Origin of the sequence: Nocardioides panacis, from assembly GCF_019039255.1 — a bacterium.
GTDB classification, from domain to species: Bacteria; Actinomycetota; Actinomycetes; order Propionibacteriales; family Nocardioidaceae; genus Nocardioides_B; species Nocardioides_B panacis.
Map to the genome: position 1 here is coordinate 1,769,179 of NZ_CP077062.1, position 21,605 is coordinate 1,790,783.

21 protein-coding genes and 1 pseudogene are annotated in these 21,605 nt (G+C 71.7%); 19 read left to right on the forward strand and 3 right to left on the reverse strand.

Annotated elements, in window-relative coordinates:
* Positions 1–29: 29 nt before the first annotated feature.
* From dop to KRR39_RS08605, 14 genes are all read left to right on the forward strand, one after another.
* Positions 30–1,538 carry a depupylase/deamidase Dop gene (gene dop / locus KRR39_RS08540; protein WP_302053567.1) on the forward strand — a complete coding sequence of 503 codons (1,509 nt, stop codon included), beginning with the start codon at positions 30–32 and terminating at the stop codon, positions 1,536–1,538.
* A 42-nt stretch (positions 1,539–1,580) separates the two neighbouring features.
* Positions 1,581–1,778 carry a ubiquitin-like protein Pup gene (locus KRR39_RS08545; protein ID WP_216941614.1) on the forward strand — a complete coding sequence of 66 codons (198 nt, stop codon included), beginning with the start codon at positions 1,581–1,583 and terminating at the stop codon, positions 1,776–1,778.
* A gap of 3 nt (positions 1,779–1,781) precedes the next feature.
* Positions 1,782–2,612 carry a proteasome subunit beta gene (gene prcB, locus KRR39_RS08550; protein ID WP_216941615.1) on the forward strand — a complete coding sequence of 277 codons (831 nt, stop codon included), beginning with the start codon at positions 1,782–1,784 and terminating at the stop codon, positions 2,610–2,612.
* Between the two features lie 20 nt (positions 2,613–2,632).
* Positions 2,633–3,493 (forward strand): proteasome subunit alpha, encoded by an 861-nt coding sequence (gene prcA, locus KRR39_RS08555; protein WP_216941616.1) that lies wholly within the window; start codon positions 2,633–2,635, stop codon positions 3,491–3,493.
* Positions 3,494–3,652: 159 nt separating this feature from the next.
* On the forward strand, positions 3,653–4,609 hold the full coding sequence (locus tag KRR39_RS08560) for a hypothetical protein (RefSeq protein ID WP_216941617.1): 957 nt from the start codon (positions 3,653–3,655) through the stop codon (positions 4,607–4,609).
* A gap of 90 nt (positions 4,610–4,699) precedes the next feature.
* Complete coding sequence (gene pafA / locus KRR39_RS08565; RefSeq protein WP_216941618.1) at positions 4,700–6,061, forward strand: Pup--protein ligase; 1,362 nt, start codon at positions 4,700–4,702, stop codon at positions 6,059–6,061.
* An 87-nt stretch (positions 6,062–6,148) separates the two neighbouring features.
* The gene (locus KRR39_RS08570; RefSeq protein WP_216941619.1) at positions 6,149–6,367 is read left to right on the forward strand and encodes a hypothetical protein; all 219 of its coding nucleotides are present in this window, start codon (positions 6,149–6,151) and stop codon (positions 6,365–6,367) included.
* The gene (locus tag KRR39_RS08575) at positions 6,351–7,109 is read left to right on the forward strand and encodes an FKBP-type peptidyl-prolyl cis-trans isomerase (RefSeq protein WP_254185610.1); all 759 of its coding nucleotides are present in this window, start codon (positions 6,351–6,353) and stop codon (positions 7,107–7,109) included. The genes KRR39_RS08570 and KRR39_RS08575 overlap by 17 nt, the downstream gene beginning before the upstream one ends.
* 101 nt (positions 7,110–7,210) lie before the next feature.
* Entirely contained in the window at positions 7,211–8,188 is a 978-nt protein-coding gene (locus KRR39_RS08580) for a helix-turn-helix transcriptional regulator (protein ID WP_254185611.1), read from the forward strand.
* Positions 8,185–9,180, forward strand: coding sequence for a helix-turn-helix transcriptional regulator (locus tag KRR39_RS08585; RefSeq protein ID WP_216941621.1), 996 nt, complete (start codon positions 8,185–8,187; stop codon positions 9,178–9,180). Before KRR39_RS08580 ends, KRR39_RS08585 begins: the two co-directional genes overlap by 4 nt.
* Before the next feature lie 91 nt (positions 9,181–9,271).
* Complete coding sequence (gene tatA, locus KRR39_RS08590; protein ID WP_216941622.1) at positions 9,272–9,625, forward strand: Sec-independent protein translocase subunit TatA; 354 nt, start codon at positions 9,272–9,274, stop codon at positions 9,623–9,625.
* 35 nt (positions 9,626–9,660) lie between these two features.
* Entirely contained in the window at positions 9,661–10,548 is an 888-nt protein-coding gene (tatC, locus tag KRR39_RS08595) for a twin-arginine translocase subunit TatC (protein ID WP_216941623.1), read from the forward strand.
* 28 nt (positions 10,549–10,576) lie between these two features.
* Positions 10,577–10,960 (forward strand): hypothetical protein, encoded by a 384-nt coding sequence (locus tag KRR39_RS08600; protein ID WP_216941624.1) that lies wholly within the window; start codon positions 10,577–10,579, stop codon positions 10,958–10,960.
* A 67-nt stretch (positions 10,961–11,027) separates the two neighbouring features.
* Positions 11,028–12,458 carry an MDR family MFS transporter gene (locus KRR39_RS08605; RefSeq protein WP_254185612.1) on the forward strand — a complete coding sequence of 477 codons (1,431 nt, stop codon included), beginning with the start codon at positions 11,028–11,030 and terminating at the stop codon, positions 12,456–12,458.
* Positions 12,459–12,476: 18 nt separating this feature from the next.
* Here the strand turns inward: KRR39_RS08605 and KRR39_RS08610 are convergent, their stop codons facing one another.
* A complete protein-coding gene (locus KRR39_RS08610) occupies positions 12,477–13,367 on the reverse strand; it encodes an alpha/beta fold hydrolase (protein WP_216941625.1) in 891 nt (296 codons plus the stop codon).
* A 75-nt stretch (positions 13,368–13,442) separates the two neighbouring features.
* Between KRR39_RS08610 and KRR39_RS08615 the strand changes: the two genes are divergently transcribed.
* The 3 genes and pseudogenes from KRR39_RS08615 (at position 13,443) to KRR39_RS24600 (ending at position 17,090) form a co-directional block, all read left to right on the forward strand.
* The gene (locus KRR39_RS08615) at positions 13,443–14,318 is read left to right on the forward strand and encodes a diacylglycerol kinase (RefSeq protein ID WP_216941626.1); all 876 of its coding nucleotides are present in this window, start codon (positions 13,443–13,445) and stop codon (positions 14,316–14,318) included.
* A 74-nt stretch (positions 14,319–14,392) separates the two neighbouring features.
* A pseudogene (locus KRR39_RS26635) lies at positions 14,393–16,219 on the forward strand (DEAD/DEAH box helicase); the annotation flags it as partial.
* Between the two features lie 403 nt (positions 16,220–16,622).
* A complete protein-coding gene (locus KRR39_RS24600) occupies positions 16,623–17,090 on the forward strand; it encodes a hypothetical protein (RefSeq protein WP_254185704.1) in 468 nt (155 codons plus the stop codon).
* A gap of 101 nt (positions 17,091–17,191) precedes the next feature.
* On the opposite strand, the gene KRR39_RS08625 is transcribed toward KRR39_RS24600, so the two are convergent.
* The gene (locus tag KRR39_RS08625) at positions 17,192–17,680 is read right to left on the reverse strand and encodes an Lrp/AsnC family transcriptional regulator (protein WP_436972043.1); all 489 of its coding nucleotides are present in this window, start codon (positions 17,678–17,680) and stop codon (positions 17,192–17,194) included.
* A gap of 14 nt (positions 17,681–17,694) precedes the next feature.
* Between KRR39_RS08625 and KRR39_RS08630 the strand changes: the two genes are divergently transcribed.
* A complete protein-coding gene (locus KRR39_RS08630; protein WP_367303716.1) occupies positions 17,695–18,621 on the forward strand; it encodes a 5'-3' exonuclease in 927 nt (308 codons plus the stop codon).
* Positions 18,622–18,896: 275 nt separating this feature from the next.
* Here KRR39_RS08630 and KRR39_RS08635 read toward each other — a convergent pair whose 3' ends face one another.
* Positions 18,897–20,366 carry a KamA family radical SAM protein gene (locus tag KRR39_RS08635; RefSeq protein ID WP_216941628.1) on the reverse strand — a complete coding sequence of 490 codons (1,470 nt, stop codon included), beginning with the start codon at positions 20,364–20,366 and terminating at the stop codon, positions 18,897–18,899.
* Positions 20,367–20,511: 145 nt separating this feature from the next.
* On the opposite strand from KRR39_RS08635, the gene kdd reads away from it, so the two are divergent.
* Positions 20,512–21,600 carry an L-erythro-3,5-diaminohexanoate dehydrogenase gene (kdd, locus tag KRR39_RS08640; protein WP_216941629.1) on the forward strand — a complete coding sequence of 363 codons (1,089 nt, stop codon included), beginning with the start codon at positions 20,512–20,514 and terminating at the stop codon, positions 21,598–21,600.
* The last annotated feature ends 5 nt before the right edge of the window (positions 21,601–21,605 follow it).

The following is a 21,605-nucleotide window of genomic DNA, read 5'->3' on the forward strand; positions in this document are numbered from 1 at the left end:
CCCGCGACGGGCCGCGTAGGCTCGGTGCCATGAGTGTGCGGCGCGTGATGGGGACCGAGACCGAGATGGGCATCTCGGTGCAGGGACAACCCACGGCCAACCCGATGGTGGCCTCCTCGCAGATCGTCAACGCCTACGCCTCGGCCACCCTGCGCGCCAGACGGGCCCGGTGGGACTTCGAGGAGGAGTCGCCGCTGCGCGACGCACGCGGGTTCGACATGTCCCGCGAGGTCGCCGACCCCACCCAACTGACCGACGAGGACCTCGGGCTGGCGAACGTCATCCTCACCAACGGCGCCCGGCTGTACGTCGACCACGCGCACCCGGAGTACTCCAGCCCGGAGTGCACGAACCCGCGGGACGTCGTGAAGTGGGACAAGGCGGGCGAGCAGGTCATGCTCGACGCGTCCCGGTTCGCGGCGGCGATCCCCGGCGCGGCGCCGATCCTGCTCTACAAGAACAACACCGACAACAAGGGCGCGTCCTACGGCGCCCACGAGAACTACCTGATGCGCCGGACCACGCCGTTCAGCGACATCGTCAAGCACCTCACCCCGTTCTTCGTCAGCCGCCAGGTGGTCTGCGGCGCCGGGCGGGTGGGCATCGGCCAGGACGGTCGCGAGCACGGCTTCCAGATCAGCCAGCGGTCCGACTACTTCGAGGTCGAGGTCGGCCTCGAGACCACGCTGAAGCGGCCGATCATCAACACCCGCGACGAGCCGCACGCCGACCCCGAGAAGTACCGCCGGCTGCACGTGATCATCGGCGACGCGAACCTCGCGGAGATCTCCACCTACCTCAAGGTCGGCACCGCCTCGCTGGTGCTGGCGATGATCGAGGACCGGTTCATCACCCGCGAGCTCTCGGTGCAGCAGCCGGTCCGCGCGCTGCGCGACGTGTCGCACGACCCGACCCTGCAGCACCTGCTCACCCTGACCGACGGGCGCAAGCTGACCGCCGTACAGCTGCAGATGGAGTACCTCGACCTGGCCCGCAAGTACGTCGAGGACCGGCTCGGGTCGAACGCCGACGCCCAGACCATCGACGTGCTGGCCCGCTGGGAGTCCGTGCTGAACCGGCTCGAGCAGGACCCGATGCTGTGCGCGCGCGAGCTCGACTGGGTCGCCAAGCTGCAGCTGCTCGAGCAGTACCGCGAGCGCGACGGGCTGGACTGGGACGACGCCAAGCTGCACCTCATCGACCTGCAGTACGCCGACATCCGGCCCGACAAGGGGCTCTACCACCGGCTGGTCCGGCTCGGCCGGATCGAGCGCCTGCTCACCGACGAGGAGGTCGCCGCGGCGATGCACCGGCCGCCGGAGGACACCCGCGCCTACTTCCGCGGCCGCTGCCTGGAGCAGTACGCCGACCAGATCGCCGCCGCCTCCTGGGACTCGGTGATCTTCGACCTGCCGGGCCGCGAGTCCCTGCAGCGGGTGCCGACGATCGACCCGCTGCGCGGCAGCAAGTCGCACGTCGGGGAACTGTTGGACCGTTGTGACACCGCAGAGGCCTTGTTCCGCGCGCTGACTCGGTAGGGTCGGACCCACGGCAGGTCAGAGCTCTCACAGGGAGACCGCATGGCACAGGAGCAGAAGCAACCGAAGAAGGCCTCGGAGACCGAGGACCAGACCGAGGCTGCGCCGCAGAGCGACGTCGCGGAGCGCAAGGAGCAGCTCGACGAGGACATCGACGCCATCCTCGGCGAGATCGACGACGTGCTCGAGACCAACGCCGAGGACTTCGTCAAGTCGTTCATCCAGAAGGGCGGGGAGTAGACGTTGTCCGACTCCCGGCTCGGCCCGGCGTTCCTGCGCGCGGGCTCCTCGTCGTTCGCCGACTTCCTGGGTGAGCAGGCCCCCGGGCTGCTGCCGAGCCGTCGCTCGCTGCCCGAGGGCAACGCCGCCGACCTGGCGCCGCACGGCACCACGATCGTCGCGGCGACCTTCCCCGGCGGCGTGCTGATGGCCGGTGACCGGCGCGCGACGATGGGCAACATCATCGCCCAGCGGGACATCGAGAAGGTCTTCCCGGCCGACGAGTTCTCCTGCGTGGGGATCGCCGGCACCGCGGGCATCGCGGTGGAGATGGTGCGGCTGTTCCAGACCGAGCTCGAGCACTACGAGAAGATCGAAGGCACCACGCTCTCCATGGACGGCAAGGCGAACCGCCTCGCCGCGCTGATCCGGGGCAACCTCGGCATGGCGATGCAGGGGCTGGCCGTCGTACCCCTGTTCGCCGGCTACGACCTCAACGCCGACCAGGGCCGGATCTTCTCCTACGACGTCACCGGCGGCCGCTACGAGGAGACCGCGTTCCACTCGGTCGGCTCGGGCTCGCTGTTCGCCCGCGGGTCGCTGAAGAAGCTCTACCGCGAGGACCTCGACGCCGAGGGCTGCGTCACCGCCGTGGTGCAGGCGCTGTACGACGCGGCCGACGACGACTCGGCGACCGGCGGGCCCGACGTGGCCCGGCGGATCTTCCCGGTGGTCGGCGTGATCACCTCCCACGGCTACCGCCGGCTGCCGGACACCGAGGTGGCCGCGGTCGCGGACCGGGTGATCGCCGCACGGATGAACCGCCCCGACGGCCCCTCGGCCCCCCTGACCTGAGCCTCGAAGGACCTCCACCCATGAGCATGCCGTTCTACGTCTCGCCCGAACAGCTGATGAAGGACCGGGCGGACTTCGCGCGCAAGGGCATCGCGCGCGGTCGTTCGCTGGTCGTCGTCCAGTACGCCGACGGCATCGTGTTCGTCTCGGAGAACCTCTCCCAGGCGCTGCACAAGGTCAGCGAGATCTACGACCGGATCGCCTTCGCCGCGGTCGGCCGCTACAACGAGTTCGAGAACCTCCGGATCGCGGGCGTGCGGCTGGCCGACATGCGCGGCTACGCCTACGACCGCCGCGACGTCACCGGTCGCGGCCTCGCCAACGCCTACGCGCAGACGCTCGGCACGATCTTCTCCAGCGGCGGCGAGAAGCCCTACGAGGTGGAGCTGTTCGTGGCCGAGGTGGGGGACACCGTCGCCGACGACTCGATCTACCGGCTGACCTACGACGGCCAGGTGGCCGACGAGCACGGGTACGCCGTGATGGGTGGCCTGGCCGAGCCGGCGACGACGTACCTCAGGGAGCACTACGTCACCGGCGCCTCGCTCGAGGACGCGGTGCGGACCGCCGTCCAGGCGCTCGGCCAGGGCGAGTCCGAGACCCGGGTGATCCCCTCGACGAACCTCGAGGTCGCGGTGCTCGACCGCACCCGCACCCAGCAGCGCAAGTTCAAGCGGCTCACCGGCGGCCAGCTCGGCGAGATCCTGGGCAACGGCGGCGGACCGGGCGAGGACCCCGGCGCCGGTCCCGGTGCGTCCGCGGCACCCACGGGCCCCGACGACCCCACCGACCCCACCGACACCGTGTCCGACGTCCCGCCCCTGGAGAACCCGGTCACCGGCGAGCCCACCGACCCACCCGTCGCGCCGCCCGCCTCCTGACCCGCCGGCGTGCTTGTGGCCCCTGCCTGCAGGTAGGTCCGCTTGTGGCCGATCCTCGCAACGACACGGCGCGGCGTACTGCGGCCAGGGGCCACGTGCTCCTCCACAGGCCGGCAGACGGGACTTCCACCCGGCTGGCCCAGGTCCGACCGTTGGGGCATGAGAGCAGATCGTGACGTCGTCGTCGGAGAGGTACGTCGCCTCGGCTGGCACCGGGTCGGGGTCGGGCTCTACCGCCGCGAGGGCGTGGCGGACGACCTGCGGGCCGATCTCCTTGCCTGGCAGCAGATCCTGCCCGCCTCGGGGTGCCTCACCCACCTGACCGGCGCGGTGCTGCACCGGATGTGGCTGCCGCCGCTGCCCGAGAACCTGCCGGTGTTCGTCAGCATGGCCAAGCGGGAGACCCGCCCCAAGCGGCCCGAGCTGGTGGTGATGCGGCACACCCAGCCGATCCGTACGACGCGGCGGGAGGGACTCGTCGTGGCCACACCCGACGAGGTGCTGCTGACCTGCGCGCGGGACCTGTCCCTGCTCGACCTGGTCGTGCTGGGCGACTCGGCGCTGCACCAGGGCCTGGTCACCCGCGACCGGCTCCTGGCCGCCGCGGCCCGGCGCCGCTGGGGTGCTGCCGCCCTGAACCGCGCCGTCGGGTGGATGGACGGTCGCGCCGAGTCGCCGTGGGAGTCGCTGCTGCGCGTGTTCCACCGGGCCTGCGGCATCCCGGTCGTCCCGCAGCACACCGTCCTCGACGACGCCGACGGACGGTTCGTGGCCCGGGGCGACCTGTGGATCGTGGCGTCCCGCATGCTGCACGAGTACGACGGGGCCGGGCACCGTGACCGTCGTACGCACCGGGACGACCTCGACCGGGACCGCCGGCTGCTGGCGACGCAGTGGCACCGGCGGGGGTACACCAGCACCGACCTGCTGCACCGACCCGAGGGCATCCTGCGCGACGCCGACCTCACCCTCGGGCGAAGGCATCGCGCCGACCGGCTGGACCCGTGGCTGCGGATGCTCGAGGAGAGCCTGTTCCACCCCACCGGCCTGGACCGCTTCGCCCAGCGCATCACCCCGCCCGGAAGTGGCCGCTCGCTGCGACGACACGCCGGCTGAGCGCGCGGGGAGCGGCCAGAATCGGAGCAACACGCGGGCAGAGGCCACAAAGCGGCCCACCGGGTTGCGTGGTGCGCCTACTCTGAGGAGGTGGACCGCCGGATCTTCGGGATCGAGAACGAGTACGGCGTCACCTGCACGTTCCGCGGGCAGAGGCGCCTCTCGCCGGACGAGGTTGCCCGCTACCTGTTCCGCAAGGTGGTGTCCTGGGGCCGCAGCAGCAACGTCTTCCTCCGCAACGGCGCCCGTCTCTACCTCGACGTCGGCAGCCACCCGGAGTACGCCACCCCCGAGTGCGACGACATCATCGACCTCGTCGCGCACGACAAGGCGGGGGAGCGGGTCCTGGAGGGCCTGCTCGTCGACGCCGAGCGGCGGCTGCACGACGAGGGCATCGCCGGCGACGTGTACCTGTTCAAGAACAACACCGACTCGGCCGGCAACTCCTACGGCTGCCACGAGAACTACCTGGTCAGCCGGCACGGCGAGTTCTCCAAGCTCGCCGACGTCTTGATCCCGTTCCTGGTGACCCGGCAGATCCTGGTCGGCGCCGGCAAGGTGATCCAGACCCCGCGCGGCGCGATGTACTCCGTCAGCCAGCGCGCCGAGCACATCTGGGAGGGCGTCAGCAGCGCGACGACCCGGTCCCGCCCGATCATCAACACCCGCGACGAGCCGCACGCCGACGCCGAGCGCTACCGCCGGCTGCACGTGATCGTCGGCGACTCGAACATGAGCGAGACGACCACCATGCTCAAGGTGGCCTCCTGCGACCTCGTGCTGCGGATGATCGAGGAGGGCGTGGTGATGCGCGACCTCACGATGGAGAACCCGATCCGGGCGATCCGCGAGATCTCCCACGACATGACCGGGCGTCGCAAGGTCCGGCTGGCCAACGGCCGGGAGGCCAGCGCCCTGGACATCCAGCAGGAGTACCTCACCCGCGCCCGGGACTTCGTCGACCGGCGCGAGATCGAGACCCCGCTGATCGCCCGCGCCCTCGACCTGTGGGAGCGCACGCTCAAGGCCGTCGAGTCCGAGGACTTCGGCCTGGTGGAGCGGGAGATCGACTGGGTGATCAAGTGGAAGCTGATCGACCGCTACCGCGCCCAGAACGGCCTGCCGCTGAGCCACCCACGGGTCGCCCAGCTCGACCTGGCCTACCACGACATCCACCGCGGCCGCGGGCTCTACTACCTGCTGGAGAAGCGCGGCGCGGTCACCCGGGTCACCAACGACCTCCAGGTCTTCGAGGCCAAGTCGGTGCCGCCGCAGACCACCCGCGCCCGGCTCCGCGGCGAGTTCATCAAGAAGGCCCAGGAGCGGCGCCGCGACTTCACCGTCGACTGGGTGCACCTCAAGCTCAACGACCAGGCGCAGCGCACGGTCCTGTGCAAGGACCCGTTCCGGGCCCACGACGAGCGGGTCGCTAAACTCATCGAAGGCATGTAGGCCTTCCGGCGCCGTCTGTGGGCGCTCTCAGGAAGCCCCGTTATCGTTGCCGGACCGTCTTTCCACTCGTATCTGAGGTGTTCTTCCGTGCGTCGTCTGCTTGCCCTGCTCATGGCTTCACTCCTGCTGTTCGCCACCGCTGCCTGCGGCAACGACTCCGGCAAGACGAAGGCCGCCGACGTCGACCTGGGCGAGAAGATCAGTGGGCTCTCCGTCTCCGGCGCGTTCGGCGCCGAGCCGAAGGTGACCGTGGAAGCCCGCGATCAAGGCCGACAAGCCGACGACGCAGGTGATCTCCCAGGGTGACGGCAAGCCCGTGGTCGCCAACAAGAAGGCGATGTTCGACATCTTCCTCGCCAAGGGTGACGGCACGAAGCTCTACAGCAGCACCGACCAGGGCACCCCCACGCAGGTCTCGATGAACGAGAAGGAGTTCTTCAAGGTCATCATCGACGGCCTGGTCGGCAAGCCGCAGGGCTCCCGCGTCGCGATCGCCGCGACCGTCAAGGACGTGTGGGGCTCGGCCGGCGCTCCGCAGCTGAAGCTGAAGACCACCGACACCGTGCTGTTCGTGCTCGACGTGCTCTCCGTGGAGCCGACCGACGTGCTCGACGCCCCGCAGGGCAAGGACGTCGCGGCCCCGGCCGGCGCGCCCACGGTCCAGGAGAGCGGCAACAAGGTCACCGGCCTGGACTTCTCCAAGGCCCCGAAGAAGGCCCCGGCCAAGCTCCAGGTCATCCCGCTCGTCGAGGGCGACGGCCCGAAGGCCGAGTCCGGCCGCCTGGTCACGTTCAACTACTACGGCGCCGTGTGGGGCTCGAAGAAGCCGTTCGACTCCTCGTTCAGCCGCGGCGCCCCGGTGCCGTTCGGCGTCGGCGTCAAGGGACTGATCCCCGCGTGGGACAAGGTGATCCCGGGCCTCAAGCAGGGCAGCCGGGTGCTGATCATCGCCCCGCCCGCCGACGGGTACGGCTCCCGCGCGCAGTCGGGCATCCCGGCGAACTCCACGCTGACGTTCGTCGTCGACGTCCTCGGTGTCGACTCCTGATCGGTCAGGTCCGCTGGGGTAGGTTCCTTCTCCAGTGACGATCGTCGGGACCGGGAGCGCAGGTGGGTGTGGACATGACCGCTCGCAAGAGTGAGCGTCTGATGAACCTGCTCATCACGCTCCTGGTCTCACGCACGTACGTCACCAAGGACCGGCTCCGCGAGGCCGTCGAGCCCTACCGCGAGGCGGGCGACGAGGCCTTCGAGAAGATGTTCGAGCGGGACAAGGAGGAGCTCCGCTCGCTCGGCATCCCGATCGAGGTCGGCTTCGTGGACCGTGCGTTCGAGGACGAGCCGGGCTACCGCATCGAGCGCTCCGCGTTCGAGCTCCCGGAGATCGACCTCGCACCCGAGGAGGCGGCCGTGATCGGCCTCGCGGCCCGGGTCTGGCAGCACGCCGGGCTGGCCGCCGCGACCTCCGACGCGCTGGTCAAGCTCAAGGCCGCCGGTGTCACCGTCGACCGGGCCGCCCTCGACGTCGTCCAGCCCACGCTGAGCGCCGAGGAGCCGGCCTTCGAGCCGCTCTGGAACGCGACGCGCACCCGCACGCCCGTCCGGTTCGGGTACCGCACCTCCTCGGCCCCGAAGCCCGCGACCCGGCACCTGCAGCCCTGGGGCGTGGTGTCCTACCGCGGCCGCTGGTACGTCACCGGGCAGGACACCGACCGGGGCGGGCCGCGGGTCTTCCGGCTCTCCCGGGTGCAGGGCGAGGTGACCCCGGACGGCGCCGCCGGCTCCTTCGAGGTGCCGCCGGGCACCGACCTGCGTGCGATGACCCGCTCCCTGGCCCCGCAGCCGGAGGACCGCACGGCCCGGCTCCTGCTCCGCCGGGGCACCGGGCACGGCCTGCGCCGGCACGCCCGGGTGCTCCTCCCCGACGACCCCGACGGCATCGACGGCACCGGTCACGGCGACGTCCCCGAGGGCTGGGAACGGCTGGAGGCGACGTACGGCGCGACGGAGGCGTTCGAGGACGAGGTGCTGGGGTACGGCGCCGACGTGGTCGTCGAGGCGCCGCAGGACGTGCGCGAGTCCGTCGTCCGCCGGCTGCGCGAGGCCGCGGGAGAGGTGGCGTCATGAGCCCGTCGACACGTTCCGGAGGGTCGGGTGCCCGCGACCAGGTCGGCCGGCTGCTGGCCCTGGTGCCCTACATCCAGGCGCGCCGCGAGGTGGAGCTGGAGCAGGCGGCCGGCGACTTCGGCGTCAGCGAGGCGCAGATCGTCAAGGACCTCAACGTGCTGTGGTTCTGCGGGATGCCCGGTCTGGGCATGGGGGACCTGATCGACGTCGACATGGACGCGCTGGAGGGCGAGGGCGTGATCCGGCTGTCCAACGCGGAGTACCTCACCCGGCCGCTGCGCCTGGACAGCTCGGAGGCCTCCGCGCTGATCGTCGCGCTGCGGGCACTGCGCGAGGGCGGCGACGACGACGTGCGCCCGATCGTGGACCGCACCCTGGACAAGCTGGAGGCTGCGGCCGGCGAGGCCGCCTCGGTCGCCGCCCAGGTCGACATCCGGATGCCCGAGCAGGCCGGCCGGGTCGCCGAGCTGCGCGACCGGCTCACCCGGGCCGTCGAGGATCGCCGGCAGGTCCGCCTGGACTACTACGTGCCGGCCCGCGACGAGTCCACCGAACGGGTGGTCGACCCGCTGCGGGTGGTCACCGCCGACGGGAACACCTACCTCTCGGCCTACTGCCACCTCGCCGAGGACCAGCGGCTGTTCCGCCTCGACCGGATCTCCACGGCCGAGGTGCTCGACACCCCGGTCGGGGAGCACGCCGACCTCGAGCCCCGCGACCTCGCCGACGGGATCTTCCAGCCGTCGACCGACGACCTGCTGGTGACGCTGCACCTCCGGCCGGGCGCCCGCTGGGTGGCGGAGTACTACCCGGTCGAGGAGACCCGCGAGGCCCGCGACGGCGGGCTCACCGTCCGGCTCCGGGTGGGGGACCCCGCCTGGCTGGTCCGGCTGATGCTGCGGCTCGGGTCGAACGCGGAGCTGGTGGACCCTCCGGACCTGGCCGACAGCGTTCGCCGGGTGGCCACCCAGGCGTTGCACAACTACGCCTGAGAAGGTGCCCGACGGCCATCCGACCCTCCCACGGTGACGAACCATCCGCGCGTACGATGGTCAGCGCACTCGACTAGCAAAAGAGGTAGACATGACTCCGGTTCTTCCGCTGGCCCTCGGACTCGGGCCGCCCGAGATCATCTTGATCATCGTGGTCGTCGTGCTGCTCTTCGGTGCCAAGAAGCTTCCCGAGCTCGCGCGCGGCAGCGGTCGGGCCCTGCGGATCTTCAAGGCCGAGACCAAGGGACTGCTCGACGACGACGACGACGTCAAGGACAGCGAGAAGACCGAGGCCCAGCTCCAGCTCGACGCCCAGCGTCGCGCCGAGGCCGCGCAGCGCCTGGAGACCCCGGTCCAGCAGCCGGTGCACCCGGTGCACCCGGTGCACCCGGTGCAGCCCGTCCAGCCGCCCGTGGAGCAGCCCCGTCCCGACAGCGACCGCTGACCGCCCGGTCCGCGCACCCGACCAGCTGAGCTGACATGTCATTCGCCGGAGTCATCGGGCTGTTCCGCGCCCGGCCGCAGAACCCCGTCGGCGCCGACGGGCGGATGGCGCTCGCGGACCACCTGCGCGAGCTGCGCGCCCGCCTGCTCCGGGTCGTGCTGGTGCTGGTGCTCGCCGTGATCGTGGCGCTGTTCTTCTACGACCAGCTGCTCGCGGTGATCTACGACCCCTACGAGGCGGCCGTGTCGCAGCTCGGCGCGGGCACCACCACCGTCGCGACCATCAACGGCGTCGGTGGTCCGCTGCTCCTGCAGCTGAAGCTGTCCGGCCTGGCCGCGGTGGTGATCACCAGCCCCTACTGGCTGCTGCAGATCTGGGGCTTCATCGTGCCCGGGCTGCACGCCCACGAGAAGCGGTGGAGCCGGATCTTCGCGGCGATCGCCGGGCCGCTGTTCCTGGTCGGCGTCGCGGTCGGCTACTACGTGCTGCCCAAGGGCCTCGCGGTACTGATCGGCTTCACCCCGGTCGACCTGACCAACCTGGTGGACTTCGGGGAGTACTTCTCGTTCATGACCCGGATGCTGCTGGTGTTCGGCGTCGCGTTCGAGATCCCGTTCTTCGTGGTGCTGCTCAACCTGGCCGGCGTGGTCTCCGGCAAGACCCTCGGCAACTACCGGCCGTGGATCATCATCGGCACCTTCGTGTTCGCCGCGGTCGCGACGCCCTCGACGGACCCGTTCTCGATGCTGATGCTCGCCGTGCCGATGACCGTGCTGTTCATGCTCTCCGAGGTCATCGCCCGGCTGGTCGACAAGCGGCGCCGGACCAGGTCCGTGCTCGCCGGGCTCGACGACGACGTGGCCTCGCCGATCGACGGCCCGGACGCGATCCGGCGCTCGCGCCTCGACGAGGACGAGGACTGATCCCCGGTGACGGCCCCGTGATGACCCGGTGACCCACGACGTGCGGGAGGTCGACCCGTTCGACCTGCCCGACTGGCTGGGCACCAGCGACGTCACCTGGACGGCGCTGACGACGGTCCGCGGGGCCTCGCGGATCGAGGGCCGGCTCAGCGGTGCGGGGGAGGAGCTCGACTGCGACCTGCTCGCCGCCGACCTCGCCTACCCCGAGCCGCTGCTGCAGGGCGCGCTGCGCCGGCAGGCCCACCAGTCCTGGACCCACGGCCAGGTGCTGCTCGTGGAGTACGACGGCCGGCTGACGCTGGCCGTGCCGGGCACCGCGTACTCCGCCGACGGTGTGATGGAGACCGTCGCGCGGCTGGCCAAGGCCGTCGGCGTCCGACCCGGCCGGTTCGTGGTCTGCCTCCGCCTGTGACCCGCCGGCCAGGAGCGGCTCGGATCGGCTCGTCCCGCCGGGGGCGGGAATTCCTCGAGGTGCTTGGTTGCTGCAACCTCTCGTGACCGACACCCAGAGCAGCCAGGTCAACCGCCGGGACATCGGCCTGCGCTCCGCGCGCGGACCGGTGCTGATCGCGGTGATGCTGTCGACCGCGCTGGTGGCGCTCGACCAGACGATCGTCTCGACCGCGGTCCCGTCGATCGTGCGGGACCTCGGCGGGTTCCGGGAGTTCCCGTGGCTGTTCTCGGTCTACCTGCTCGCGCAGGCCGCGACGGTCCCCGTCTACGGCAAGCTCGCCGACCAGTTCGGCCGCAAGCCGCTGATGTACTACGGCATCGGGGTGTTCCTGCTCGGCTCGGTGCTCTGCGCGGTGGCCTGGAGCATGCCGGTGCTGATCGTCGCCCGTGGCCTGCAGGGCCTCGGCGCGGGCGCCGTACAGCCGATCGGGATGACGATCATCGGCGACATCTACACGCTGCGCGAGCGCGCCAAGGTGCAGGGGTACGTCGCCAGCGTCTGGGGGATCTCCTCGGTCATCGGCCCCACGTTCGGCGGCGTGTTCAGCCAGCTGCTGACCTGGCGGTTCATCTTCTGGGTGAACGTCCCGCTCTGCCTGCTGGCCGCAGTCATGCTGCGCCGCTTCAGCGAGAAGGTGGAGCGCGGCCACGTCAAGGTCGACTACGCCGGCGCCGCGCTGCTCACGGTGTCCACCACGCTGGTCGTGCTCGGCCTGCTCGAGGGCGGCCACTCCTGGGCCTGGACGGCCTGGCAGACCCCGGCGATCTTCGGCGCCGCCGCGCTGACCCTGGTGGGCTTCGTGCTCGTCGAGCGGGTGGTGGCCCAGCCGGTGCTGCCGCTGTGGGTGTTCGGCAGCCGGACGCTGCGGACCACGAGCGCGCTCTCGCTGCTGGTCGGCGGCCTGATCCTGGGCCTGTCGTCCTACGTGCCGACCCTGGGCCAGGACGTGATCGGCGCCTCGGCGATCGTGAGCGGCTTCGCGCTCGCCGCGCTGACCCTCGGCTGGCCGGTGTCGGCGGCGCTGTCCGGCCGGCTGTACCTCAGCATCGGCTTCCGGGCGACCGGCCTGCTCGGCGTCAGCCTGGCGGTGGCCGGCTCGCTGGTGCTCGCGCTGATGGACCCGGCCGGCTCGCTGTGGCACGTGGCGCTGGGCTGCCTGCTGATCGGCTTCGGGATGGGCTGGGTCGCCGCCCCGGCCCTGGTCGTCGCCCAGTCGAGCGTCGCCTGGGGCGAGCGCGGGGTCGCCACGGCCACCAACATGTTCTCCCGCTCGGTCGGCTCGGCCATCGGGGTCGCGGTATTCGGGGCGATGGTGAACGCCGTGGTCGGCGACCACCCGACGGCCGCCACCCTGGCGACGGGGGTGCACCGGGTGTTCATCGGCATCCTGGTGCTGGCGCTGGCGATGGGCGTGCTGGAGCTGTTCATGCCCAAGCGGGTCAGCCCGCCCGCCTGACGCCGCCCGGGACCGTCCTCAGCGCAGGCCGGCGATCTCCAGCAGGTCGTCGAGGATCGTCGGCATGCTGGCGAACAGCGAGATGTGCCCCTCGCCCTGCGCGAAGTGCGCGTGCACGCCCGGGATGTTCGCGGCCAGCCACTCGGCGTGCGCGAAGGGCACCATCATGTCCTCGGTGCCCTGCCAGACCGCGACGGGCACCGCGATCTCCTTCACCGAGAAGCCCCACGGCCGCAGCATCGTCAGGTCGTCGTCGTGCCACCCCGCGATGCCCTGCTCGCCGGCCCGCCGGAAGGTCGCCGCGATCACCTCGGCCAGGTCCCCGGTGAGGGCGGCCCGGTCGACCGGGGGAGCCAGGCTGCCCAGCGAGTCCGCCACGTCGGCCGCGGTCGCCGCGAACACGCCCGGCGCGTAGTCCTCGAGCAGGGCGGTGAGCTCGGCGGAGCCGGCCATCGCGGCGGTGAACTCCGCGACGTTCTCCTCGCCCATCCCGTCACGGATGTCCCCGTCGTACTCGGCAGGCGGCACCAGGCCGACGCCGCACACCGCGGCGCGGCACCGGTCGGGCAGCACCGCCGCGCAGGCCAGGCTCCGGGGACCGCCGCCGGACCAGCCCACGCTCAGGAACTCCCCGAGCCCGAGGTGGTCCAGGATCACCGCGACGTCGGCGGCGTCGTCGGCGACCGTCGCGGTGGTCGCCCCGTCGGCGCGCCGGGTGGAGCCGCCGTACCCCGGCCGGGACCAGGCGACCACCCGCAGCCCACGCTCGGCGGCGGCACGCTCCAGCAGCGGGTCCGGTACGGCGGCCTGCGGCGTGCCGTGGTGGAAGACCAGCGGGAAACCGTCGTCGGGGCCGGACAGGAGGACCTCGAGGAGCCGGCCGTCGGGGGCGGGCACGTGCAGCGTCATGCCGTCACGGTAGTGGGCGCCCGCGACCCGAGCGTCGCGACGTACCGGTGACCGGGCGCCGCGTAGGCTCGCCGGGTGGCCAGAGAGATCGCGCTCCTCACGAACCCGACCTCCGGCAAGGGGCGCGGCACGCGCACCGCGGCGATCGCGCTGCCGCGCCTGCGCGAGGCCGGCTTCCACGTCCGGAACCTCGCGGGCCGGGACGCCGACGAGACCCTGGAGCTGGCCCAGGGCTGCGTGGCGGACGGCGTCGAGAGCCTGGTGGTGGTGGGCGGCGACGGCATGGTGCACCTCGCGGTCCAGGCGCTCGCCGGCACCGAGACCGCGCTGGGGATCATCCCGTCGGGCACCGGCAACGACGTGGCGCGCTACCTCGACCTGCCGCGCAGCGACCCGCAGGCGGCCGCCGACGTGGTGGTCGGCTCCCGGACCCGGCGCATCGACCTGGGCCGCGCCGGGGGGCAGTACTTCGTGACCGTGCTGGCCGCCGGCTTCGACTCCAAGGTCAACGAGCGCGCCAACGCGATGTCCTGGCCGCGCGGGCAGATGCGCTACAACCTGGCGACGCTGGCCGAGCTGCGGGTCTTCGACCCGCTGCCGTACACCCTCGAGCTCGACGGGGAGGTGCGGCAGGTCGAGGCGATGCTGGTCGCGGTCGGCAACGGCGAGTCGTTCGGCGGCGGCCTGCGGATCACCCACGGGGCCTCCCTCGACGACGGCTGGCTCGACGTGGTGGTCATCAAGACCATGAGCAAGCTCGGCCTGGTGCGCACCTACCCCCAGCTGTTCACCGGGAAGCACACGCGCCATCCGCAGTACGAGCACCACCGCGTCCGCAGCGTCACCGTCGCCGCGCCCGGCATCGTGGCGTACGCGGACGGCGAGCGCATCGGCGCGCTGCCCCTGACCGTCGACGTCGCGCCCCTGGCGCTGAAGGTGCTGGTGCCCTGATGCCGTCCCCGTCCGAGAGCTACGCCCGCTACCGGCGCGAGAAGAGCGCGCCGGTCTTCGCGGACTTCGTGCAGATGTACGACTTCGCGCTCGACGACTTCCAGGTCCGGTCCTGCAAGGAGCTCGAGGCCGGACGCGGCGTGCTGGTCGCCGCCCCGACCGGCTCGGGCAAGACGATCGTCGGCGAGTTCGCCGTCCACCTGGCGCTCTCCCAGGGCCGCAAGTGCTTCTACACCACCCCGATCAAGGCGCTGTCGAACCAGAAGTTCGCGGACCTCGTGCGCAGGTACGGCGCCGACCAGGTCGGCCTGCTCACCGGTGACAACACGATCAACGGCGAGGCGCCGATCGTCGTGATGACCACCGAGGTGCTGCGCAACATGCTGTACGCCGGATCCTCCACGCTGACCGGTCTCGGCTTCGTGGTGATGGACGAGGTGCACTACCTCGCCGACCGGTTCCGCGGCGCGGTCTGGGAGGAGGTGATCATCCACCTGCCCGAGTCGGTGGCGCTGGTCTCCCTGTCCGCGACGGTGTCCAACGCCGAGGAGTTCGGCGAGTGGCTCGAGACGGTCCGCGGCGAGACCACCACGATCGTCGAGGAGCGCCGCCCGGTCCCGCTCTACCAGCACGTGATGGTCGGCAAGAAGATCTACGACCTGTTCAAGGACGACGTCTCCGACACCCCGCAGGTCAACCCGGACCTGATGCGGATCGCCCGCGACGACTTCCGGTCCACCCGCACCCGCGACCACCGCACCAAGCGCAACGCGCCCCGCACCCGCGCCGGCGCCCGCGGCCAGGGCCCCTCGCGGCAGTACCTCCCGAGCCGGTACGACGTGGTGGAGAAGCTCGACGGCCAGGGCCTGCTGCCGGCGATCATCTTCGTGTTCAGCCGGGTCGGCTGCGACGCCGCGGTGACCCAGTGCCTGAACGCCAACCTCAAGCTGACCTCCCCGGAGGAGCGCGAGCAGATCCGGACGTTCGTCGAGGGACGCTGCCGCAACATCCCGCACGAGGACCTGCACGTGCTGGGCTACCACGACTTCCTCGAGGGCCTGATGCGCGGCGTCGCGGCCCACCACGCCGGCATGCTGCCGACCTTCAAGGAGTGCGTCGAGGACCTGTTCACCAACGGGCTGTGCCGGGTGGTGTTCGCGACCGAGACGCTGGCGCTGGGCATCAACATGCCGGCCCGCTCGGTGGTCATCGAGAAGCTGTCCAAGTGGAACGGCGAGACGCACGCCGACATCACCCCGGGGGAGTACACCCAGCTCACCGGTCGTGCCGGGCGCCGCGGCATCGACGTCGAGGGCCACGGCGTCGTGCTGTGGCAGCAGGGCTTCGACCCCAAGGCGGTCGCCGGCCTGGCCTCGACGCGCACCTACCCGCTCAAGTCGTCCTTCCGCCCGTCGTACAACATGGCGGTGAACCTCGTGCACCAGGTCGGCCGGGCCACCGCCCGGGAGCTGCTCGAGTCGTCGTTCGCGCAGTTCCAGGCGGACAAGGCGGTCGTCGGGCTGGCCCGGCAGCTGCGCAAGGCGGAGAACGCGCTGGAGGGGTACGCCGAGGCGGCCACCTGCCACCTCGGCGACTTCATGGAGTACTCCCGGCTGCGCCGGCGGCTCTCCGACGCGGAGACCGCGCAGGCCAGGACCAAGCGGGCCGACAACCGGGACCAGGTCGTCGCGTCCCTGGAGGCGCTGCGCCCCGGCGACGTGATCGAGGTGCCGGCCGGCAAGTTCTCCGGCATGGCCGTGGTGATCAACCCGGGCATGCGCTCGGACCGGGACGGCCCCCGGCCCTACGTCCTGACCGCCGACCGCAACGCGCGCCGACTCTCGATGGTGGACTTCCCGGTCCCGGTCGAGGCGTTCACCCGGATGCGGATCCCCAAGACGTTCAACGGCCGCAACCCCCAGTCCCGGCGCGACCTGGCCTCGGCGCTGCGGGTCCGCACCCAGGGCTTCCACGCCGCCCCCGCGACGAGCGGCACCGGCCGGCGGACGCGGCCCGGCGGTGCGCCCCGAGGCCGACGGCGAGCGGGAGATCTCCCGGCTGCGCGCCGAGCTGCGGGCGCACCCGTGCCACGGCTGCTCGGACCGCGAGGACCACGCCCGCTGGGCCGAGCGCTACCACAAGCTCGAGCGGGACACCCGGACGCTGCAGCGGCGCATCGAGCAGCGCACGAACACGATCGCCCGGCAGTTCGACCGGGTCTGCGACGTGCTGACCGCGCTCGGCTACCTCGAGGACGACGAGGTCACCGAGACCGGCGCCCGGCTGATGCGGATCTACACCGACATGGACCTCGTCGCGGCCGAGTCGCTGCGCAACGGCCTGTGGGACGGCCTGTCGCCCGCCGAGCTGGCGGCCGCGCTGTCCGCGCTGGTGTTCGAGAGCCGGCGCCCCGACGACGCGGCGGCGCCCCGGCTGCCCGGCGGCCGGCTGCAGGGCGTGCTCGCCGAGATGGTCGCGCTCTGGGCGGACCTCGACGCGCTGGAGCGGGAGAACAAGCTGGACTTCCTGCGCGAGCCGGACCTCGGGTTCGCCTGGGCGGCCTACCGGTGGGCCGAGGGCGCCAGCCTCGACGAGGTGCTCTCCGAGACCGACCTGGCGGCCGGCGACTTCGTGCGCTGGATGAAGCAGCTGCTCGACGTCACCGACCAGGTCGCCGACGCATCCGGCGACGGCGTCCTGCGCAAGGCCGCCCGCGCCACCTCGGCCGCCCTGCGGCACGGCGTGGTCGCCTACTCCTCCGTGTCGGAGTAGGCGAGCCGAGGGGACGGTCGACCCGGGCCTGGGACCAGGTCGACCCGGGCCTGGGACCAGGTCGACCCGGGCCTGGCACCAGGTCGACCCGGGCCTGGCGTTCAGCTGCTGACCGGCCGGCCCTCGTAGGGAGTCGAGAGGACGATCGTCGTCCGGGTGGAGACGTTGGCCACCGCACGGACGCGGGCGAGCAGCTCCTCGAGGTCCGAGGGCTTGGCCACCCGGACCTTGAGGATGTAGGACTCGTCGCCGGCCACCGACCAGCAGCTCTCGATCTCGGTGATGGCGCTCAGCCGGTCGGGCGAGTCGTCGGGCTGCGAGGGGTCGATCGGCCGGATCGAGATGAACGCGGTCAGCGGCAGCCCGACCTGGTCGAAGTCGACCGTCGCGCCGTACCCCTTGATCAGGCCGCGCTGCTCGAGGCGCTTGACCCGCTGGTGGACGGCCGAGGTCGAGAGCCCGGTCGCCTTCCCCAGGTCGGTGAACGACATGCGGCCGTCGGAGGCGAGGAGCGTGAGGATGCGCCGGTCGAGGTCTTCCACGAGCGCCACCCTAACGGTCCCGAGTGCGGTGATCCGGTGTCCCGCCATGGAAGACTCGGGGCGTGACCTCGCGCCTTATGCTGCTCGACACGGCCTCGATGTACTTCCGCGCGTTCTACGGCGTGCCGGACTCGTTCAAGGCCCCGGACGGCACCCCGGTCAACGCCGTGCGGGGCCTGCTGGACTTCATCTCGCGGCTGGTCACGGACTACCGGCCGACGCATCTCGCGTGCTGCTGGGACAACGACTGGCGTCCCCAGTGGCGGGTCGACCTCATCCCGTCGTACAAGGCGCACCGCGTGGAGTACGTCGTCACCGACGGTCCCGACGTCGAGGAGGTGCCCGACGCGCTGGAGATCCAGGTGCCGGTCATCCGCGACGTGCTGGCGGCCTTCGGGATCGCGGTGGTCGGCGCCGACGGGTACGAGGCCGACGACGTGATCGGGACGCTGTCGAAGGACGCCGGCATGCCCGTCGACGTGGTGACCGGGGACCGGGACCTGTTCCAGCTCGTCGACGACGACCACGAGGTGCGGATCCTCTACATCGCGCGGGGGGTCGGCCGGCACGAGCGGGTCACCAACTCCGTCGTACAGGAGAAGTACGGGATCGACGGCCGCCAGTACGCCGACTTCGCGGCGCTGCGCGGGGACGCGTCGGACGGCCTGCCCGGCGTGAACGGGATCGGGGAGAAGACCGCGGCGACGCTGCTGCAGCGCTTCGGCGACCTGCCCGGGCTGCGGGCCGCGGCAGCCGACCCGGACTCCAACATCGCGCCGAGCCCGCGCCGCAAGATCATCGACGCGGGGGACTACCCCGAGGTGGCCGCGCACGTCACGCGGGTCGCCCGCGACATCGACCTGGGGAAGCCGGAGCTGCTGCTGCCGCTGAGCCCGGTGGACCCCGAGGCGCTCGTCGCGCTGTCGGAGAAGTGGAACCTGGAGAGCCCCATCGCCCGGCTCGTGGAGTCCCTCACCAACCTCCGCTGACCCGGGCCTCCCACCAGGTCGACCCGCGCCTCCCGCAAGCTCGACCCGGGCCTCCCACCAGCTCGAGCCGGGCCTCCCGCAAGCTCGACCCGGGCCTCCCACCAGCTCGAGCCGGGCCTCCCGCAAGCTCGACCCGGGCCTCCCGCCAGGTCGAACTTCCCTCAGGCCCGGGTCACCATGAACTTGGGCCCGGGTCGACATGAACTCAAGCCGGGTCGACATGAACTTGGGCCCGGGTCGACAGGAACTGAGGCCCGGGTCGGGTCCGGGTCGGGTCAGGAGAGGGTGAGGGTCTTCTGTGCCTCGGCTGCGGTGCGGGAGGCCTCGGCCGAGCGCTCGGCCTCGGCGAGCACCACGTCGGGGTCGCCGGCGTGCTGGCGCCACCACTCCTGGCCGGCCTCGGGCAGGGTGTGGATCGGGTCGTAGTAGGCGTAGGTCCGGCTGAGCGCCTCGGGGTCGGCCGCCTCGATGGAGGTGCGGTAGTTCTTCGTCCAGTAGGAGATGCCGCGCTCGGTGTCGTAGTCGGCGATCTGGTGCACCCAGCGCTTGCCCACGAACGGTACGTCGCAGACGATCCGCGGCGTCGCGAAGCCGGGGAGGTAGCCCATGATGTGGTGCTGCAGCCGCTGCGCGTCGGCGACCGAGACCCGCCAGTGCTCCGAGAACGGGATCATGTCGCACATGTAGAAGTAGTAGGGCATGATCTGCGCGCCGTCGAGCAGCGTGAAGCAGAGGTCGAGCAGCGCGTCCGGGTCGGCGTTGACCCCGTCGAGCAGCACGCCCTGGTTGCGAACGTCGCGCAGGCCGGCGTCGAGCATCGCCTTGGAGGCCTTGGCGACCAGCGGCGTCACCGACGCGGCGTGGTTCACGTGGGTGTGCATCGCCAGGGACACGCCGCGGTCGCGGGCGGTCCGGGCGACCCGCTCGACCCCGGCGCGGACCTCGTCCTGCAGCCAGTGCTGGGGGAGACCCATCAGCGCCTTGGTGGCCAGCCGGATGTCCCGGACGTTCTCGATCTCGAGCAGCCCGGTCAGGAACTCCTCGAGGCGCGGCCAGGGCATGTTCGCCACGTCGCCGCCGGAGACCACGACGTCGCGCACGGACGGCGTGCGACGGAGGTAGGCCATCATCTCCGCGTGCCGGTCGACCGGCTTGCCGAGGAACTTCAGCTTCTCGATCGTCGGCGTCGAGTTGCCGACGAGGTCCATGCGCGTGCAGTGGCCGCAGTACTGCGGGCAGGTCGGCAGCAGCTCGGCGAGCACCTTGGTGGGGTAGCGGTGCGTGAGGCCCTCGGCCACCCACATGTCGTGCTCGTGCAGCGAGTCGCGGGTGGCGTGCGGGTGCGACGGGAAGTCGGTGCGCCGGTCGGAGAACACCGGGAGCATGTAGCGACGGACCGGGTCGGCGTACATCGCCTCGGTCAGCGACCCCGGGCCGCGGGGCGTCTCGCGCGGCGCCATCGTGTTCATCATCTGCGGCGGCACCAGCATCGACATGGTGGCCCGCTCGGCCTGGTCGCGCTCCATGTCGGCGTAGAACGCCTCGTCGAGGAGGTCGCCGAACAGCGCACGCAGCTGGCGGACGTTCTTGATGCAGTGCGCACGCTGCCACTGCACGGACTCCCACTGCTCGGACGTCACGTCCTTCCAGCCCGGGAAGCGGGTCCAGTCCGGCTCGACCAGCTCGACCCGGCGGTAGGGGTAGGGCTGACCGGTCTCCAGACCGATCGACGTCTCGATGCTCATCACGTGCTCCGTGTTCGAAGAAGAGTGCGCGTCGGGTTTGTACGACGCATCCCGTGCGTGCCACGATACGCAAAGATTCTCCGGCCTGTCGAACGAACCGCCGAAGGATTTCCCGTCATCGATCGACCTGTCAGAGAGGACAGCCGTGAGCGAGCAGGGCAGCCCCGTCGGCCTCCACCGGGTGGTCGCGCCCGCCGGCGTGCTGCCGCAGGCCGCCGAGCGCCTGGACACCCGTCGCGAGCTGTGGCCCGACGAGGTCCGGGTGCGCGTCGAGCGGCTGAACCTGGACGCGGCGTCCTTCCGGCAGCTCGAGCGCACCCACGACGGGGACGGCGACCGGGTCCGCGAGGCGGTGCTGGGCATCGTCGCCGCCCGCGGGAAGATGCAGAACCCCGAGACCGGGTCCGGTGGGATGCTGGTCGGCACGGTCGAGGAGGTCGGGCCGGACTCGCCGCTCGGCCTGCAGGTGGGGGACCGGGTCACCACGCTGGTCTCCCTGACCCTGACGCCGCTGGTCATCGAGGACGGCCTCGCGCGCTGGGACGGCCGGAGCGAGCAGGTCCCCGCGGACGGGTACGCCATCCTCTTCGGCCGCTCCATCGTCGCGGTGATCCCCGACGACCTGCCCGCCGAGCTGTCGCTGTCGGTGATGGACGTCTGCGGGGCGCCGGCCCTGACCGCCCGGGTCGTCGGCCAGTACGTCGCGTCCCTTGGGGGCGCCCCGTCCCTCGACTCCGCAGGACAAGCGACAGGCTCGACGCACGGACCGGTGGTCGCCGTGATCGGCGGCGCCGGCAAGTCCGGGTCGCTGTCGCTGGCCGCGGCCAAGCAGGCCGGCGCGCGCCGCACCGTGGGCGTCGTCCCGCACCAGGCCGAGGCGGACCTGCTCACCGGTGCCGGGATCGCCGACGTGGTCGCGGTCGCCGACGCGCGGGACCCGGTCGCCCTGTCCGCGGCCGTGCAGCAGGCCGGTGGCCCCGCCGACGTCACGGTGGTCTGCGTCGACGTACCCGGGTGCGAGGGCGGCGCGATCCTCTCCACCGCCGACCGCGGCACCGTCATCTTCTTCTCGATGGCCACCTCGTTCAGCGCCGCGGCCCTGGGCGCGGAGGGTCTCGCCGCCGACGTGACGATGCTGGTCGGGAACGGCTACGTCCCCGGGCACGCCGACTTCGCGATGTCCCTGCTGCGCGGGCACGCGGGGGTGCGCAGCCTGTTCGAGCGCCGGCTGTGAGGATG